Annotated in this window: 11 protein-coding genes and 6 pseudogenes; 16 read left to right on the forward strand and 1 reads right to left on the reverse strand. The window is 52.9% G+C overall.

The annotated features are described in order from the left end of the window. The first annotated feature begins 193 nt into the window (after window positions 1-193). The 11 genes and pseudogenes from PACILC2_RS17710 to PACILC2_RS17760 all read left to right on the forward strand — a co-directional run bounded on the left by PACILC2_RS17710 (window position 194) and on the right by PACILC2_RS17760 (window position 11,522). Window positions 194-1,062, forward strand: a pseudogene (locus PACILC2_RS17710) (ABC transporter permease). 12 nt (window positions 1,063-1,074) lie between these two features. Next, window positions 1,075-1,986: a carbohydrate ABC transporter permease gene (locus PACILC2_RS17715; protein ID WP_213529827.1), complete on the forward strand. Its 912-nt coding sequence runs from the start codon at window positions 1,075-1,077 to the stop codon at window positions 1,984-1,986. 80 nt (window positions 1,987-2,066) lie between these two features. Then, window positions 2,067-3,666: pseudogene (locus tag PACILC2_RS29470) on the forward strand (ABC transporter substrate-binding protein). Between the two features lie 143 nt (window positions 3,667-3,809). Then, on the forward strand, window positions 3,810-4,148 hold the full coding sequence (locus PACILC2_RS17725) for a PadR family transcriptional regulator (RefSeq protein ID WP_213529829.1): 339 nt from the start codon (window positions 3,810-3,812) through the stop codon (window positions 4,146-4,148). Next, the gene (locus PACILC2_RS17730; RefSeq protein ID WP_213529831.1) at window positions 4,145-4,357 is read left to right on the forward strand and encodes a hypothetical protein; all 213 of its coding nucleotides are present in this window, start codon (window positions 4,145-4,147) and stop codon (window positions 4,355-4,357) included. Before PACILC2_RS17725 ends, PACILC2_RS17730 begins: the two co-directional genes overlap by 4 nt. A gap of 208 nt (window positions 4,358-4,565) precedes the next feature. Then, window positions 4,566-5,282 carry a cache domain-containing protein gene (locus tag PACILC2_RS17735; RefSeq protein WP_213529833.1) on the forward strand — a complete coding sequence of 239 codons (717 nt, stop codon included), beginning with the start codon at window positions 4,566-4,568 and terminating at the stop codon, window positions 5,280-5,282. Next, entirely contained in the window at window positions 5,207-6,799 is a 1,593-nt protein-coding gene (locus tag PACILC2_RS17740; RefSeq protein WP_213529835.1) for a helix-turn-helix transcriptional regulator, read from the forward strand. Before PACILC2_RS17735 ends, PACILC2_RS17740 begins: the two co-directional genes overlap by 76 nt. A gap of 80 nt (window positions 6,800-6,879) precedes the next feature. Continuing rightward, window positions 6,880-7,819: pseudogene (locus tag PACILC2_RS17745) on the forward strand (ABC transporter permease). A gap of 13 nt (window positions 7,820-7,832) precedes the next feature. After that, the gene (locus PACILC2_RS17750; protein ID WP_213529837.1) at window positions 7,833-8,705 is read left to right on the forward strand and encodes a carbohydrate ABC transporter permease; all 873 of its coding nucleotides are present in this window, start codon (window positions 7,833-7,835) and stop codon (window positions 8,703-8,705) included. 47 nt (window positions 8,706-8,752) lie between these two features. Further along, window positions 8,753-10,345 carry an extracellular solute-binding protein gene (locus PACILC2_RS17755; RefSeq protein ID WP_213529849.1) on the forward strand — a complete coding sequence of 531 codons (1,593 nt, stop codon included), beginning with the start codon at window positions 8,753-8,755 and terminating at the stop codon, window positions 10,343-10,345. Window positions 10,346-10,368: 23 nt separating this feature from the next. Then, window positions 10,369-11,522 (forward strand): annotated as a pseudogene (locus PACILC2_RS17760) (Gfo/Idh/MocA family protein). Between the two features lie 322 nt (window positions 11,523-11,844). Here the strand turns inward: PACILC2_RS17760 and PACILC2_RS17765 are convergent. After that, window positions 11,845-12,407, reverse strand: a pseudogene (locus tag PACILC2_RS17765) (site-specific integrase). 803 nt (window positions 12,408-13,210) lie between these two features. Here PACILC2_RS17765 and PACILC2_RS17770 point away from each other — a divergent pair. The 5 genes and pseudogenes from PACILC2_RS17770 to PACILC2_RS17795 form a co-directional block, all read left to right on the forward strand. Then, complete coding sequence (locus PACILC2_RS17770) at window positions 13,211-13,882, forward strand: methyl-accepting chemotaxis protein (protein WP_443678856.1); 672 nt, start codon at window positions 13,211-13,213, stop codon at window positions 13,880-13,882. 41 nt (window positions 13,883-13,923) lie between these two features. Continuing rightward, window positions 13,924-14,733, forward strand: a complete 810-nt coding sequence (locus PACILC2_RS17775; protein WP_213529841.1) for a methyl-accepting chemotaxis protein — start codon at window positions 13,924-13,926, stop codon at window positions 14,731-14,733. A 59-nt stretch (window positions 14,734-14,792) separates the two neighbouring features. Continuing rightward, window positions 14,793-16,237: pseudogene (locus PACILC2_RS17780) on the forward strand (chemotaxis protein CheW). Between the two features lie 76 nt (window positions 16,238-16,313). Continuing rightward, a complete protein-coding gene (locus PACILC2_RS17790; RefSeq protein ID WP_213529851.1) occupies window positions 16,314-17,393 on the forward strand; it encodes a protein-glutamate methylesterase/protein-glutamine glutaminase in 1,080 nt (359 codons plus the stop codon). Between the two features lie 51 nt (window positions 17,394-17,444). Then, window positions 17,445-17,770, forward strand: a 326-nt coding sequence (locus tag PACILC2_RS17795; RefSeq protein ID WP_213529847.1) for an Hpt domain-containing protein, incomplete at its 3' end; no start/stop codon positions are given.

A 17,770-nucleotide genomic window follows, 5' to 3' on the forward strand; every position in this document is an offset into this window, starting at 1 on the left:
AGGCGGTGGACCGCAGCCGTCCCGGACGGCTGAACGCGTTAACGTTCGTTTCGGTATGACCATAAAGAAATCGCAATGGCGAGCAAGGAGGGATGAGATGGACACGGCTGTAAAGGCGTCGTTCGAGACGGAACGGCCGGGAACGGCGAAAGCCGGGCGGCGGCGGTTTCGGAACAATCGGACGCTTCTCTTGATGTGTTTGCCGGCGATCGTTTTTTCGTCATCTTCGCTTATTTGCCGATGCCCGGCTTGTATCTGGCTTTCATTCAATACAACTATTCCGACGGCATATTCAAAAGTCCGTTTGTCGGCTTCGACAATTTTCGTTTTCTCGTCATGAACGGCGATCTGTGGAGACTGACGTTCAATACCGTCGCCTACAATCTGGCTTTCATTCTGCTTGGCAATTTTCTGCAAATTTTTGTCGCCGTCCTGCTTAACGAGCTGCGCCGAAAATGGTTCAAAAAAATATCGCAGACGATTATGTTTCTCCCCCATTTCATTTCGGCCGTTCTGATCGGCCTGATCGCTTACAACTTCCTCAGCTACGACTACGGCTATTTGAACAGCGTGCTGCAATCGCTCGGGCTTGAGCCAGTCAAGACGTATTCCAACCCGACCATTTGGCCTTTCATCATCGTCCTCACCTACCTGTGGCAGTCGACCGGTTACGGGTCCATCATCTACTTCGCAGCCATTATGGGACTTGACAACGAAATTATCGAGGCGTCGGAGATCGACGGGGCGAACGCCTTCCAGCGCATCCTCTACATTATCCTGCCATGGCTGAAGCCGACGTTCATCATTCTGCTGCTGTTCTCGCTCGGCGGCATTTTAAAGGGCAATTTCGGCCTGTTCTTCAACCTCGTCGGCGCGAACAACACCGCGCTGTATGCGACGACCGACATTATCGAGACTTATGTGTTCCGGTCGCTCATGACGAACTTCAACTTCTCGATCGGCAGCGCCGTCAGCCTCTATCAGTCGGTATTCGGATTCGTCGTCGTCGTGACGGCCAACTGGCTGGTGAAGAAGCTTTCGCCGGAAAACTCGTTATTCTAGGAGGTAACGGTGATGGACAATACGATGGATCATCGCAGCATCCGTACGGATATGAGCGGCAAGATTGTCAGAATTTTCGCTTATTTGTTCATCGGCGCGTTCGCCTTGTGCTGCCTGCTGCCCTTCCTGCTCGTCATCGGCACTTCGCTGACGTCGGAAGGCGCGATCAAGAAGTACGGGTTCAACTTCTGGCCGCGCGAGTTCAGCACGTTCGCCTACAAGATCGTCTTCGAGAATCCCGATCTCATTATCGGTTCCTATCTGGTCACGATTGGCATCACTGTGGTAGGGACGGCCGTCGGCCTGTTCCTCGTCGCGATGACGGGCTACGCGCTGCAGCGGCCGGATTTCGTCTACCGGAACGGCATCTCCTTTTTCATCTACTTCACGACGCTGTTTTCCGGAGGGCTCGTCCCGTTCTATCTGCTGATAACGCAGTATTTGAGCCTGAAAGACAATTACCTGGCCGTCCTGCTGCCCGGTCTGATGAGTCCGTTTCTGATCATTATGATGAAAAGCTTCGTCCGCTCCATCCCGCATGCGATCACCGAATCGGCCAAGATGGACGGGGCGGGAGACTTCACCATCTTCGTCCGGCTCATTCTGCCGATGACGACGCCGGCGCTGGCGACGATCGGGCTGTTCATCGCGCTCGGCTATTGGAACGAATGGTACAATTCGATGCTCTTTCTGTCTGCAGATATGCAGTACCGTCCGCTGCAGCTGTTTCTGTACAACGTCGTCACAAGCGCGGATTTCGTCCGCAACTCGGCGGCCGCTTCCAACGTCGAGCTGCGGGACGTGCCGCTCGAATCGATGAAAATGGCGACTGCCGTCGTGGCGACGGGACCGGTCATTCTGTTCTACCCGTTCGTGCAGCGCTATTTCATCAAAGGGATTACGGTCGGCGCGGTAAAGGGCTGATGGGTTGCGGCCGGTTGTTTGGGCCGTTTCACATAAGGGCGTGTGCCCGATCGACGATTTTATTTTAAGGGGAGATGAACATGGAAAAGGGGAAGAAGCTGTCCGCACTGCTGCTCGCCATTGCGCTGCTGTTCGGTCTGGCCGCCTGCTCGGGAAGCGGCGGCGGGAATGCGGGGACCGAAAGCACAGGCGGGACGAAACCGGCGGGTACGAGCAACGAAGGGAACGATCAGGCGGCCGATACGTCCAAGTTTGTCAAAATCAGCTACGTCGTGCTGGGCGACAAGCCGAAAAACGGCCAGTTCGAGAAGGTGCTGGCCGAAGTGAACAAGCGGATGAAAGAAAAGATCAATGCGGAGCTGGAATGGAAATGGGTCGAATGGGCCGATTGGCAGACGAAGTACAACCTGCTGCTCGCTTCCGGCGAGCCGATCGATCTGATCACTATCGGAACGGATTGGCTCGACACGTGGGGCAATGCGCAGCGGGGCGCGTTCAAGCCGCTTGACGAGCTGCTGCCGAAGTATGCGCCGCAAACGTGGAAAGAGATTCCGGAAGAGGATTGGGCGGAAAGCAAATATAAAGGCCAAATTGTGCTCATTCCCGAAAACGACTATACGCAATGGGTCAACCACGGATTTTTTACCGCGGAGATTGGGCCAAGGAAGCGGGCATTACGGAACCGATCAAAGATTGGGAAGGCATCGGGAAATATCTTCAGTTCATCAAGGACACCAAGCCGGACGTCATCCCGTGGGACGCCGTGGCCAGCACCAGCATCTGGGGCGGCTTCGTGCAATCGTATACGGATATGCTGGAGCTGCCGATGTCGACGGGCTATTTGCCGGTGTTCGCGGCCAAGTCGTACGACGAGAAGTATACGGCGGCAAGTCCGGTATTCGAGGACACCTTCGTGAAGTTCGCCGAGATGATGAAGGAGTGGGCGGACAAAGGCTACTGGCGCGAGGACGTGCTGAACAACAAGAACGATACGCGCGCGTCGCTCCGCGCCGGCTTGACGGGGATGGACCAGCATCATACGCAGACGTTCAGCGGACTGCGGGTGACGATGGACAGAGACCAGCCCGGCTCGGAGCTGCAGATGTTCCCGTTCGCCCGCACGCGGGGCAACAATTTGCTGGAGCTGTCCATCACGCACGGCGGCACGTCGGTCGGCGCGCGCAGCAAAACCCGGAACGGGCGCTGATGGCGTACGATCTGATCCGCAACGACGAAGAAATTTACCATTTGATCAATTACGGCATCGAGGGCGTCCAGTATGAAGTGAAGGACGGCAAGCGCGTTCAGCCGGAAGGCTACGACGAAACGAGAGACTCGTTCTACTCCAACTTCTGGGGCGGACGCGTCGACAAGTTCGAAATTCCGAGCATCAATACGTGGGATCAAATCGAGGAGACGCTGTACGCCGAATACGACAAAATCAAGAAGCCTTATCCGTACGGCCAGTTCGTCTTCGACAAGACGCCGGTGGAAGCCGAGCTGACCGCCATAACGCAAGTAACGGGCGAGATGGGGCCGGCCATTACCTACGGCAAAGCCGGCGATCCGGCCAAGGCGGTGGAAGAGTTCCGCAACAAGCTGAAGACCGCCGGGTACGAGAAGGTGCTCGCGGAGCTTCAGCGCCAACTGGATGAATTTAAAGCGTTGATGGAAGGCTGAATAAGAAGGGACGCCCTCAAGTGTCGCTCCGCTTGCGGGGCGTTTTTTCTTTTTGCGGCCGAATGCCGTTTGACACGGCTGTCTGCATTGCCTTACAATGCAGCCAACGGCCATTCTATTTTGCATTACAAGGTAGGTGTCTTATGAATGATCGGTCGCAGATGCTGAAAGGCACGTTGGAGGGGTGCATTTTGCAAATCATCGGCAGCAGCGAAACGTACGGTTATGAAATATCGGAGAAGCTGAAAGCGAACGGTTTTCCCGATATCTCGGAGGGGACGATCTATCCCTTGCTGATGCGGCTGGAGAGGAACGGCCTTATTGCCGCCACTTACCGGCAATCGCCGTTCGGCCCGCGCCGCAAATATTTCCGCCTGACGGAAGCGGGCAAACAGGAGCTGGACTCGTTCTGGGAAAGATGGGTCGCATTGGAGAGCGCGGTCCGCAGTCTTTTTGCAGCGAAGGGGGACGTGCGCGAATGAGCGCCAATATTCGGCGGCTGAGGCTGGCGTTTTGCGATGAAAGGGTATTGAACGCTCGCGGCGGCCGGAGCCGTCTTTGCCGTATTCGTTCTGCTCATGAACGTATGGATTCGATCGAACCGATGAACGTTCATATCGGTCTCCTCGCCGCCGTTGCGGCTTTGCTCGTCATGCGGCAGGCGGGCGAGGTGGCCGGTTGCCGGGATTGACGCAGCTTGTTCGTTTCGACAGTCCGGGACTTCAGACGTTCCGGGCTGTCGCTTGTTTATCCGTGAAAAAGTTCGAAGGAGTGATTCGATTGAGGATGAACTGGTATTACCGCATGATGCTTTCCTATACGCCGATCTTTTTTGTTGCCGTTTCGTCGCTTATTATCGTGTTTTTCACGATGCTGAACAATGCTTCGGAAAAAAATATATGGAGACGAATCAGGCGATCGTTGAGCAGATTATGCGGAATACGGATGCCAACCTGAAGCTGATCGAACGGAACGTCGTCAGCGAGATGCAGTCGGACAAGACGCTGCAGTCCTTTTTCACGGACGAACCGAAGACGCTGTACGATTTCTTCCTTATCCAAAAGAAGCTGGTCGAGCTCAAGGCGTCCCTGCCGTTTTTCAGTTCGGTCTATCTGTACGATGCGGCGGCCGGGAAAGTGCTGACCGATTCGGACGTGTTCACGCTCGATTCGTTCGGCGACCGCTCGTTTATCGAGGCGTTCAATCGGGGGCCCGTTCCGTACGGATGGACGAAACCGAGAGCGTACGGCCAATCCCAACTGGACCGGAACAAGCAGCCGGTCGTTTCGCTCGTCAAGCTCTATCCGTTCGCTTCGGAGAAGCGGGGGGCGGTCGTCGTCAATGTCTACGTCAGCTCGCTCTTTCACTTCATCCGTGAATTGAACGAAAATGAAAGCGGTTCCGTAGGCATTATGGATGAAAATATGCATCCCTTTTTTCGTCCGCGCAGCCGGACGAGGCCGGACCGATCGCGGTTCAGTCCGAATATACCGGATGGAATTATTACGCCGACAGCGTTCTCTCCGGCAATTTTTCTGTCGTGTCGCTATTATCCGATATATGGGCAGCGGTCATCTTCGTCATTATTTTGGCAACCGTGGCCTGGTTCACGTTGATTACCCACATCCACTACAAGCCGATCCAGATGATGGCGGACAAAATTAAAAATTACACGGCGCGCAAAAGCGGGGAACTCGGCATCAAAAGCCTGCCGAATGAGCTGGCATTCATCGACACGGCGATCGATCAGCTGCTCCAAAGTTCGATGGATTACGAAAACCTGCATAAGCAGGACAGGCTCTTGCGCCAACGGACATTGTTTATGGAGCTGCTCTCCGGACTCCGCGTGATGACGCAGGAAGAGTGGAAGAAGCAGATGGAGGCATGGGAACTGCCCTATCGTTACGAGCGGCTTGGCATCGTGATGATCGAAATTGACGAATACGGCGCGTTTGCCGCGCAATACAAGCCGGGCGACCAATATTTACTGAAATTTCTGATCGAGACCGCCTATGGGGAAATGGCGCAAAAACGGGGCGTGCACGTCTGGCATTCATGGACCGAGCCCCACCGGTTAAGCATCGTTCACCATCTTGGCGAGGAAGAGGCTTCTTCCGGCGATACACTGCCGCGCCTTGCCGAAGAATTCCGCGCCTGGATCAACGACAATCTGGACATCACCGTCTCGGCGGGCATAAGCGAGGAATTCCGCTCGATCGAGGCAATCGCCTCGTTCCATCGCCAGGCGGCGAAGCATTTGTCGTACAAAGCTGTGTTCGGCGTCAATGTCGTCATTGACAGCCAGATCGCAGAGACCAAATTGCCGGGCGGAACCTACCGGTATTTCGAGCCGCTGACGGAGATGATCCGTTTCTACAAGCTGAACAACGGACAGTGGCAGGACAAGCTGCGGGACATATTCGGCGAATTGAAACGGGTGCTGCTCACCCGGAACGATCTGGCGAGGCTGACGAACGACCTGATCCGCGAATTGGAGACGGCCATGCGGACGCTGCCGGCCGGCATTCAGCGGCTATGGACTGCCGAATACCGGCATCAGTTCGAACAGGCGGCCCGGCATGCCGAGACGGTCGAAGAGCTGCAGGATCGATTGCACGCGGTCATGAACAAGCTGGCCCGCGATATGGAGCGCGAACGGATAAACCGCGACAGCCATGCCGTCGCCGACCGGATTAAAGCCTATATCGATCTTCATTATGCCGATCCGGACTTGTCCCTGATTCAGGTCAGCGACCGTTACAAGCTGAGCCCGCGCGTCGTCAGCCATCTGTTCAAGGAAGCGACCGGGGAGAAGTTTATGGATTATGTGCTCAAAGTACGCTTCGGGCATGCCAGGCGGCTGCTGCTCGAAACCGACGAACCGATCCAGAGCATTGCTGAACAGGTAGGCTATCTTCACGTCATTTCCTTTCATCGCGCGTTCAAAAAATGTTCGGCGTTCCGCCCGGAGAATACCGGAACATGCACCGGTCCCGAGAAGGGTAGGAAGGGGAAGCCGAATTTCCATGCCGGCACCGGCATTTCCGGGCTTGCCGTCGTTTCGGTTAAGTCCGTCATTTCGGTTAATCGCCCGTGCGGCGCCGAATTTTCATGCGTGTTAATCCCCGGATAAATGACAATTTGCGGTTTGACGCCGGGATGATACATTGTTGCCAAGAGCGCTCGGATTCGAAACACGAAGGGAGGACGAATATGGCAATTGCTGCGGGCGGCAAGCCTCGTGAGGCTATACGCCGGCGAAGCGCATGGCTGTATCGCGATTGGCAGCTTTATGTGCTGGTTTTGTTGCCGCTGCTTTATTTTTTAGTGTTCAAATACGGCCCGATGTTCGGCATCATCATTGCATTCAAGGACTACAACATTTTTCAGGGCATATGGGCGAGCCCTGGATCGGGTTTGAGACGTTTCGGGAAATCTTTGCGATGGACGCGTTCTACAACGCGCTTCGCAACACGTTCGTCTTGAATTTGCTCGACCTGCTCATCGGTTTTCCCATTCCGATCATTCTGGCCATATTGCTGAACGAGCTGCGCATTCAATGGTTCAAAAAGGGCGTTCAGACGATCCTGTATTTGCCCCACTTCATTTCCTGGGTAATTATCGGGGGGATGGCGCTGCAGCTGCTTGCGACCAACACCGGCATCGTCAACAACGTGCTCCGGTCTTTCGGTTTGAAAGCGATTCCTTTTTGACGGAGCCGCTGTATTGGATCGGCACCTATCTGGGAATCGGCATATGGCAGAGCGCCGGCTGGGGAACCATTATCTATTTGGCCGCCTTGACAGGCATCAACAAAGATTTGTACGAGGCCGCCGAGGTCGACGGAGCCGGACGTCTGCGCAAAATTTGGCATATTACGCTGCCGGGGATGAAGCCCACCATTATCATCCTGCTCATTATCAATATCGGCCATATGGCGAGCATCGGCTTCGACCGTCCGTATGTGCTGAGCAATCCGCATGTAACCGATGTTTCCGAAGTGATCAGCACCTATGTGTACAAAATCGGCATTCAATCGGCCCGCTACACGATCGCAACCGCAATCGGCCTGTTTCAGGCCGTGGTCGGTCTGATCTTTCTGCTGTCGGCGGATTATATTTCAAGAAAAATCAACGATCAGGGCATCTGGTGAAGGAGGGCTGGCCATGAAAAGAAACGCAAGCGGGAAGATCGCGGACATCGCCATCGTCGCGGCAATCTCCATTGCCGGCGTGCTCTGTCTTGTTCCCATGCTGCACATCTTCGCGCTGTCGCTCAGCTCGAACGGACCTATTATGGCGGGGAAAGTGACGATTTTCCCGGTGGACATCGATTTGACGGCCTACATGACCGTATTCGGCAATGCTTTGATGCTTCGTTCCTTGCTGTTTACGATTATGCTCGTCGCGCTGTTCACGACGATTTCCATGGCGATGACGGTTATGGCCGCCTATCCGCTGACGAAGCCCAAACTAAAGGGAAGAAATCTGTTTCTTGTTCTCATTGTGATCACGATGTTTTTCAGCGGCGGAATGATCCCGGAATATTTGCTTGTCAAAAATTTGCGGCTGCTCGACAGCATATGGGCGCTCATTCTTCCGGGAATGGTCAACGCATTTTACCTGCTGATCGCCAAAACGTTTTTCTCATCCATTCCCGTTGAGCTTGAGGAATCCGCCCGCATGGACGGAGCCGGGCATTTCCGCATTTTGACAAGCTTGATCCTGCCGCTGTCGCTGCCGGTTCTGGCCACCTTGAGCTTGTTTTATGCGGTAGGCCGTTGGAACGGATTTATGGACGCCCTGCTGTATATTACCAATACGAATTTGTATCCGCTCCAATTGCGGCTTTACGAAATGGTGATTAACAGCCAGGTCATCGATATGGCGACGGCGGAGGGCTTGAACAACGCCGCTCCGGTTCCGGAAAGCCTGAAAGCGGCTTCGATCATGTTCGCCACGGTTCCGATTCTTCTTGTCTATCCGTGGCTTCAGCGCTACTTCGTTTCGGGGATGATGATCGGGGCGGTGAAGGGCTGACTGTCGGCAAAATAACCTTTTATCTAAAGGAGTTGATCAGGTTGAGCATGACATCGTGCAAACGGTTCGCGAGCATGCTGGCGATAATGGCATTGGGCGTAATTTTGGCAAGCTGCAGCGGCGGTTCCGGCGGCAAAAATCCGTCCGGCGGCGCTTCAGGCGATCCGGCCCCGAACGCCGGGGCGAAAGACAAGCCGATCACGCTTCGGGTCGAGCTGTTCGACCGCAACAACACCCCTGCCGGGGCGCCGCCGATTACCGACAATTTCATGACGCAGTATATCCAGAAAAATTTCGGCGATCCGAACCATATTAAAGTCGAATTCGTGACCGTTCCCCGGTCGGAAGAGGTGGATAAGCTGAATGTCCTGATGGCGGCCAATCAAGCGCCGGATATCGTCTTCACCTACGACGAGCCGACCGTTCAGAACTATGTGAAGAGCGGCGGATTGACCGATCTCGGGCCGCTGCTCGAACAGCACGGCCAGGACTTGATCAACGTGCTGGGGGAAGACGTTCTCCGTTACGGCGTCTTCGAGGGCAAGCAGTATGCCATTCCGGCAAGGCGCGTGCTGACCGCGCAAAGCACGACCTTCATCCGTGAGGATTGGCTCGACGAGCTGGGGCTTCCGCTCCCGGAAACGACGGAGCAGTTTTACAATGCGTTGAAAGCGTTTAAAGAGAAAAAGCCGGGCAAATCGGGCGACCAGGTGGTGCCTTACGGCTACATCGACTACTTCCATATGCATCCGCTTCAGTACTCGTTCTGGGAATGGGACAACATTACGGACGAAGATCTGTATGCCACCCCGGAATGGCTGATGCCCGGCAACCGGGAAGCGTACCGTTTTTTAAACAAGCTGTATAACGAAGGCTTGATCGATCCCGATTTTGCCCTGCAGATGAACAAGGATACCCAGCAATTTCAAAAAGATCTGATCAACGGCCGCATCGGCGCCGCGACGCCCAACACGAACGAGCCGGTATATATGGGGTACCTCGCGGAATTGCTGAAGAACGATCCGAAGGCCAAGCTGACGCCGATCGACCCGTTCACCGATGCCGACGGCAAACGCCCGAAGCCGGTCTATTCGCCCAACGGCATGTATATTATGGTACCGAAGAACAGCAAAAACGCCGAAGCGGCAATTAAGTATTTGAACTGGATGGCGAAGCCGGAAAATATCATTACGCTGCAGAACGGAACCGAGGGCGTAACGTACAAAATGGAAAACGGGCTTCCGGTGACGCTCGATAACGAGGAGGCGCAGCGAACCCTCTACAACTACTTCGATTACTGTATCATTCTGAACGGCAAATTCGTCAGCACGACGGATGAGAGCCAAAATATCGAGGCCAACGCATCCGATCCGAACTTCAAGGATTTTACGGTGAAAAGCATCGAATACGGGATGAATGACGGAATCGTGAAGCCGCGGGTGGAAGAAACGATCCAGTCGGAAATCAAATACGCCACTACGCTGAAGCAGAAAGACGATGAAATCTTCGTCAAAGTCATTACGGCCAAACCGGCCGACTTCGACAGCGTATACGACAAAGAGGTGGCGGATTACATGAAGATCGGCGGGCAGGCCGTGATGGATGAGAAGCGGGCGGCTTTTCAGGCGCAGCGTCAATAAATGCAAAAAGGAGCTGGTCATCTTTGATTCGAGTTGCCATTATCGGAAGCGGCGCGATTTCTTCCTCCCATATTGAGGCCTATCAGTCGTTCGGCGAACGCTGCGAAATCGTCGCCCTGTGCGACCTACGCCGGGATATCGCGGAGAGGAAAAGACAGCGGCACCGTTTGGATTGCGCCGTGTCGGACGATTACCGCGAGCTGCTCGCGCGCGGCGGAATCGATCTGGTCTCGGTCTGCACGCCGCCCTATACGCACGCGCAAATCGCCATCGATGCGCTGAACGCGGGCGTTCACGTCATCGTGGAGAAACCGATGGCGTCCTCCCTGGCCGAGTGCGACCGGATGAATGCCGCCGCCGATGCCGCCGGCCGCATTCTGTCGGTCATCAGCCAGAACCGTTTCGGCAACGAGATTACGAAGCTGAAGCATGTGCTCGATTCGGGACTGGCCGGGCGGATCGTGCATGCGCAGGTCGATTCGTTCTGGTGGAGAGGCTATGTCTATTACGATCTGTGGTGGCGCGGAACGTGGGATAAGGAAGGCGGCGGCTGCACGCTGAATCACGCCGTCCATCATATCGACATGCTGCAGTGGCTTATGGGCATGCCCGACAAGGTGACCGCGGCGATGAGCAATACGGCGCACGATAATGCGGAAGTGGAGGATCTGTCGATCGCCATCCTTTCGTATCCGCGGGCGCTTGCGCAAATTACGAGCTCCGTCGTGCACCACGGCCAGGAGCAGCAATTGATTTTCAAGGTGAGAAGGCCCGGGTCTCCATGCCGTGGAAGGTTGCGGCTTCCACGTCGAAGGAGAACGGCTTCCCGGAAGCGAACCGAGAATTGGAGCAACAGCTGCAGCGTGCGGCCGATGAGGTGCAGCCCTTGCCTTATGTGGGTCACAAAGGGCAGATCGACAACGTATTGACCGCCATCGAGAACGGCAGCGGCGAAGTGCTCGTAACCGGCCGCGAAGGGAGGCGGACGCTCGAACTGATAACGGCCATTTACCAGTCGGCCAGTACCGGGGAAACGGTCCGTTTGCCTCTGTCTCCGGACAGTCCGTTCTATACCCGCGAAGGCGTGCTGGCGAACGCCGTACGATTCTATGAGAAGAAGAACGCGGTCGCGGAATTCGGGCAGAACGATATTACCGTAAGCGGGGAAACGGGTTAACGGCGTGCGGCAGGCTGCCGCACGCGAAAGCCAATCTTACAAAACAAACGATTTGTAAGATTGGCTTTTATTTTTCCGCTCTCATTCGACATAAACTTGCGAAAATTTCAATTTTTTATCGTTTTGATTATCGTTCGAAGCTCTGATCCTGTTAAAAGCAATAAGTTATCCCTTTCTTTTTGACGCCGGATAAATCGTTCTAAAGAACAAAATTATCATTTTGTTAGGTTTGTGGAAAATCAATCCAATATAAACATACTAAATTATAGTGCAATAGAACCAAAAAATCCAGCATCATTCGACAAAAAATAGATAAAAAGAACTACAGGGAAAATGACTCCAAAGCTTCATCCACCATATCATCGTTAATTCCGATGTATCTCAAGGTAACGGACGGGCTGGAATGTCCGAAAATATACTGCAGCATCGCTACGTCCTTAAAACGCTGATAAAATGGTAACCGAATGTTTTGCGCAGCGTATGAGTCCCGATAGCGCCTTCTACATTGCACGCTTTGGCGGCATTATGGATAATTTGCCATGCCTGCACTCGATGGATCGGTTTTCCCCCTTTTCGGGAAGGGAATAAATAGTCCGAATCGGCAAGATTCTGGGTATATTTTTCGATCTCTTTCCTGAGCGCGTTTGTAATAATAATTTTTCTGGCGTTTCCCGTTTTCTTCTCTCTTACTTTTAAATGCTTGGTGTGTGTCACGTCCAAAACCTTTAAAGGGAGGATATCGCTTATTCTTAAACCGGAATTGATGCCGAAGACGAATAGAAAATAGTCCCGATAAGAACGCGCCAGCAAATAATTTTTGATTTCTTGAATTTTATCCAAATCACGTATGGGCTCAACAGCATTTGCTCCATGTCTTGTTGCCATTATTGAGAACACCTCATTATTTCCGGGTAATACAATATATAATTCAATATGTAAGATTGGAATCCCTTTCTGAAATATCTGCAAGACTGAAAAGCCTTATTTTTTAAGGCTTTTTTATATGTTCGGAGATGTCTTGCAAATATTACAAAATGATAATTTTGTTCGATTCGAAAAGGGGGGCGCTCCGTTCAACAATATTGCACCGATTCCTGTACGATCCAGTCCGAACGTGAAACTAATGTATCGTTGACATGCATCCGTCCTTTCTTTCTGCCCGTTGATAAGCGCGGGCGGTCCTTGGCCTTAGCAAATGATAAAAATACCATTATTTCGGCGATTAGGGAATACGGCTCCTATATCGGAAGCAGAACAACAGGAGGAAAAGCGATGGAAAAGAAACTTGCTAAACCGGCCAGCTCTCAAGGAAAGGGAGTACCTCCGTTATCGGTTCATGCCGGTCAGATCGAAAAAAGAGAGAGTTTGCAAGGAAGCAGGCTCTGGACAAGGTGAAAGCAAGAACATTAGCCAAGCAGCAGCAGTTGGCTGAGCGGATCGCGTCCGCAACCGAACAGCTTGCCGCAGGGATAGAAGAAGCAAGCAGCGCTGCAGAAGAGCTTAGCGCAAGCGTAGGACAAATCGCGAAAGGCGCGAGCGAAACTTCTTCGGCGGCAGAAGAATCGAGAGCTGCCATTAACCAGATCGAAAAGGCATCCGTTGTGGCGAACCAAAACGCCAGGGAATCCCTCCAGCGCGTGGATGCCGCAAAAGAACTTATAGAGAATACGTCCAGAGACATAGAAGCGATGATAAAAGGAATCAGGACCGCGGCAGAAGCCAACATTGAGTCGGTCAAGCTGGTCGGAGATTTGGAGAAGCAGTCGGATGAGATCGGAAATATTGTGCAGGCCGTCGTAAGAATCGCCGATCAGACCAACCTGTTGGCCTTAAATGCTGCGATTGAGGCCGCAAGAGCCGGGGAGCATGGCAGGGGCTTTGCCGTCGTTGCCGATGAGGTCCGCAATCTGGCCGAAATATCCGAGAAGTCCGCAAGAAGCATCAGAGAATTAGTATCGGAAATTCAAAACAATGTGAAAATTGTTGTGAGCGATATTGAAAATGCCGGGAAAGCCACGAATGCAGAGGTGGAAAAAGCAAAGAAAACGACGGAAGATCTTGTGAAGATCGACGAAGAAATCGTGGTGGTCAAGAACGGCGTAGCCGAAATCGCACAAAATGCGGCCGATGCCAGCAAGGGGGCCTCTGAATTCCTTAGCCTTGTCGAGCAAATTGCGGCAGCAGCCGAACAGCAAAGCAGCGCTACCGAAGAAGTCGAAAAATCGTTGCAATTGCAAAACAAAGCTTTCGATGAGCTGAATTCGGCCGCCTCCGAATTAGCCCAGATGGCGGAAGATCTGAAGGTATCTACAGACGCCCAAAATCATCCGAGTCGCTTGCCGCCGCGGCAGAGGAATTAGCCGCCAACGTGGAGGAGGCCAATTCCACATCCGCAGAGATTATGAAGGCCATGGAGCAAATTTCCACGGGCGCCGAGATGCAGGCGGAACTGACCGAAAAGTCTTCCCTGTTTGGCGAAAAGCTTGTGGTCGCAGCGAAACAAATGTATGAAAGGGCATCGGTCTCTACGGAAAAGGTGACCGAGCTGCAGCAATTGATCGAAAGCAACAAGATCGCGGTAGAGGATATGATTGCCGGCATTTCGGCTTCGGCTGATGCCAGCCTGGTTGCGGCCAGAAATATCAAAAATTTGGAAGAAACGATCCGTAAAATCGACAAGATCGTGGATGCCATTGTGAATGTAACGATTCAGACCAATATGCTGGCGGTCAACGGGTCTATCGAAGCGGCCAGGGCAGGGGAATTCGGAAGAGGCTTCTCTGTCGTAGCCGGCGATATTCGGGCTCTTGCCAATGAATCCGCCGAAAATACGGATAAAATCAAGGATCTGGTACGAAGCATCCAGAGCCAGATTCAAAGAGTTGCAGCGGATATTGACGTTTCCAGCAAGACTTCGTTTACCGAAGTGGAAAAAGCGAAGAAGATAACGCACAACCTGAATGTGATCGAAGAAAGCATGATGAAGATTAGTATGGGAACGAAGGATACGGAAAAGGGCTCGGAAGAATCGCTGGTTGCGTTGGAACAGGCCAAAAAAGCGATAGAGCAGATTGCAATCGCCGCGCAGGAGGCCAGCAGGGCTACGCAGGAGGCGGCGCACGCGGCAACCGAACAGGCGAAAGGAATGCAAGAACTGGCCGAAGCTATCGAGGAGATATCCGGGCTTGCGGATGAACTTCAAAATATGTAGCGGATGGGAGGAGAGGCTATGGTGTCTGCCGAAAAAATGCGGGTTTTCACGAATGCCAGCTGGTAACCTTCCATCTTGGGGACGATGAGTTCGGAGCGGACGTCATCCATGTAAAAGAAATCGTGAGAGTTCCCGAAATTACCAGAGTGCCGAACGCTTTGAGTTACATCGAAGGAGCCTGCAACTTGAGAGGCCATGTCCTGCCCATCATCGATGGGAGAGCCAGATTCAATATGGAAAAGAAAGAAAAGAATGAAAACAACAGGGTATTGGTCATCGATGTAAACGGCAAGGCAACCGGGATTATTGTCGATCGGGTGTCCGAAGTTATTCGGGTCAACGCTTCCGACATTGAGGAACCACCGCAAATCGTAAAAAATGCAAATGCGGATTATCTGAACGGAATTGTCAAGCTGGATAACGGGAACAGACTGATTATGCTGCTTGACATTGTCAAAGCGGTTAGCGGAGATGGCGAGACAAGAACGCAAACGATGGAGAAAGACATCTCAGGCGACCGGTTTCCGAAAAACAGCAATGCGTCGTCATCGAATGCTGCCGTCGATGAACAACTGGTCTCCTTTTTGCTTGGGAAAGAGGAATATGCGATCGGGATTATGCAGGTCAAAGAAATTATACGTGTTCCGGACATCATGAAGGTCCCGAACTGCGAAGCTTATGTGGATGGCGTTGTATCCATTCGAAACCGTCTTCTTCCCCTTATCAATTTGAGAACTTACTTTGGCATGGAGCCCAAGGCGATCACCGATCAGACAAGAGTTCTGGTTGTGGATATGGGGGGCTTTACGGCCGGGATGATCGTAGACAAAGTATCCGAGGTGATCAGGGTACCTGCCGACATGATACTGCCCCCTCCAAGGTTTTCCGCGCAAAGCGGAGAGCAGCTTAAAGGAGTGGCCAAGCTGAACGGCGGCAAACGCCTGATCATGCTGCTGGACTCGTCGAAAATTATGTCTGCCGATGCGTACAGGATGATCAGCGGCCTGAACGATGCGCCCCAGGAGAGCGAGGGGGGCAAAAGCACCGAAAAACAGATTACGGACGAGGAGCAGCTCGTTGCGTTCAAAATCGACAATGAAGAATACGGGATCAAAATCAAGGATGTGCAAGAGATCAATCGCATGACCGAAATTACCAAAGTTCCGCGCGCTCCCTACCACATCGACGGTATCGTGAATTTGCGGGGGAACATCATCCCGGTTCTGGATTTGCGAAAGCTTTTCGGGCTTTCCGCCAAAGCCATGACCGATGCCACAAGGATCATCATTGTGGATTCGGCCGGCGAAAAACCGGAATGATTGTGGATTCGGTGTCGGAAGTGCTCCGTTTTGAAAAAGCGTTGATCGAGCCGCCGCCGGAACTGTTGAAGAGCGGTATTGACAGCAGTTATGTGGAAGGTGTCGGCAAACTCGATGATGGGAAAAGGATAGTCCTGATCCTGCGCCTTGATAAGGTCCTGAATATTGAACAAATTTCAGCATAATGGGAATGGATATGCCGGGCAACGCGTGTTGTCCGGGATCAGTCCGATGTTCGCCGTATTTCTGCAGGTGATGGTTATGAAGAACAAAATAAAGGTACTGGTCGTAGATGATTCTGCATTGATGAGAAAAGCATTGCGGGAAATGATCATGACGGACGAGGAGCTTGATGTAGCGGGCGCGGCAAGGGACGGGAAGGATGCCATCGAAAAAGTGAAGGAATTAAAACCGGATGTGATCACGATGGACATCAATATGCCGGAAATGGACGGATTAACCTCCATGCAGTATATCCTGAACGACAATCCTGAAATTCCGGTGATCATCATCAGTTCCTTAACCCAGGATGGCGCGCTTACAACCTTTGAGGCTTTGGCGCTGGGGGCTTTTGATTTTGTGGCCAAACCTTCCGGAACCGTGTCTTCCAATTTGCATATTGTCGGAAGAGAAATTATCGAGAAGATCAAGCTTGCCCACAAGCATGCCAATCGCAAAAATCTGAGGAACAGGATCAGAACCCGAAACTCCTTTTCAGGAACAAGGGAGGCTGAAGTCCGGGCAAATTCCGGCGCTGTCCGGAACCCTGAATTGTCCAAAGTTGTCGTGATCGGCGTGTCCACGGGCGGACCGGGAGCGTTGATGGAAGTTATCCCGATGCTGCGAGCCGATCTGAAAGCTGCGCTGATCGTTGTTCAGCATATGCCGCCGTCCTTTACATCCTCTTTTGCCAAAAGGCTGGGGAAAGCTTGCCCTTTTCCGTTTAAAGAAGCGGAAGCGGGCGATGTGCTCGCTGACGGAAGAGGGTTTCTCGCTCCCGGAGGCTATCAGCTGCTTGTTCACAGGGACGGCAGAATGCTGCGGCTTTCGGCCAGTCCCGTGACGCCGTTTATGCCCAGCGTGAACGTGACCATGGAATCCGTGCTCAAGGCATACGGCGGCAAAAATGTGGTAGGTGTCCTGATGACCGGCATGGGCGACGACGGAGCCGATGCCATGGTGAAAATCAGAGCGGCCGGAGGGGTAACGATTGCAGAAGATGAATCCACGGCGATCGTCTTTGGGATGCCAAGGGCGGCAATCGAAAGAGGCGGAGCCGAGATCGTCGTTCCATCCTACCGGATAGCGGACGAAATTGTCAGGGCCGTCAATCTTAAATAAGAACGGATATGTACATCAAATGGCCGATGGCGGCTTCGTGAGGGTGGTAACATGAAGGATTCATTGTATGTTACATATCTTGAGGAAACCGAGGAATTGCTGCAGGAAGCGGAAGAATGTCTGATCAGATTGGAGAGCGGCTACTCGACCAACGATTTGAATGCATTGTTCCGAGTCTTTCATTCTATCAAAGGTTCTTCGCAAATGATCGGATATGAGGATATAGGCAACCTGACGCACAAGATCGAAGATATGCTGGATATGATTCGAAAAGGCCGAATGGATCTCGACGGTCAAATGCTGCAATTGTGTTTCGACGGGCTGGATCATGTCAAACGATTGTTCGAGTCAAAAAACACGATGGCCCGAGAGGGCGA

Origin of the sequence: Paenibacillus cisolokensis (genome assembly GCF_018403665.1) — a bacterium.
In the GTDB taxonomy this organism is placed as follows: domain Bacteria; phylum Bacillota; class Bacilli; order Paenibacillales; family Paenibacillaceae; genus Paenibacillus_AH; species Paenibacillus_AH cisolokensis.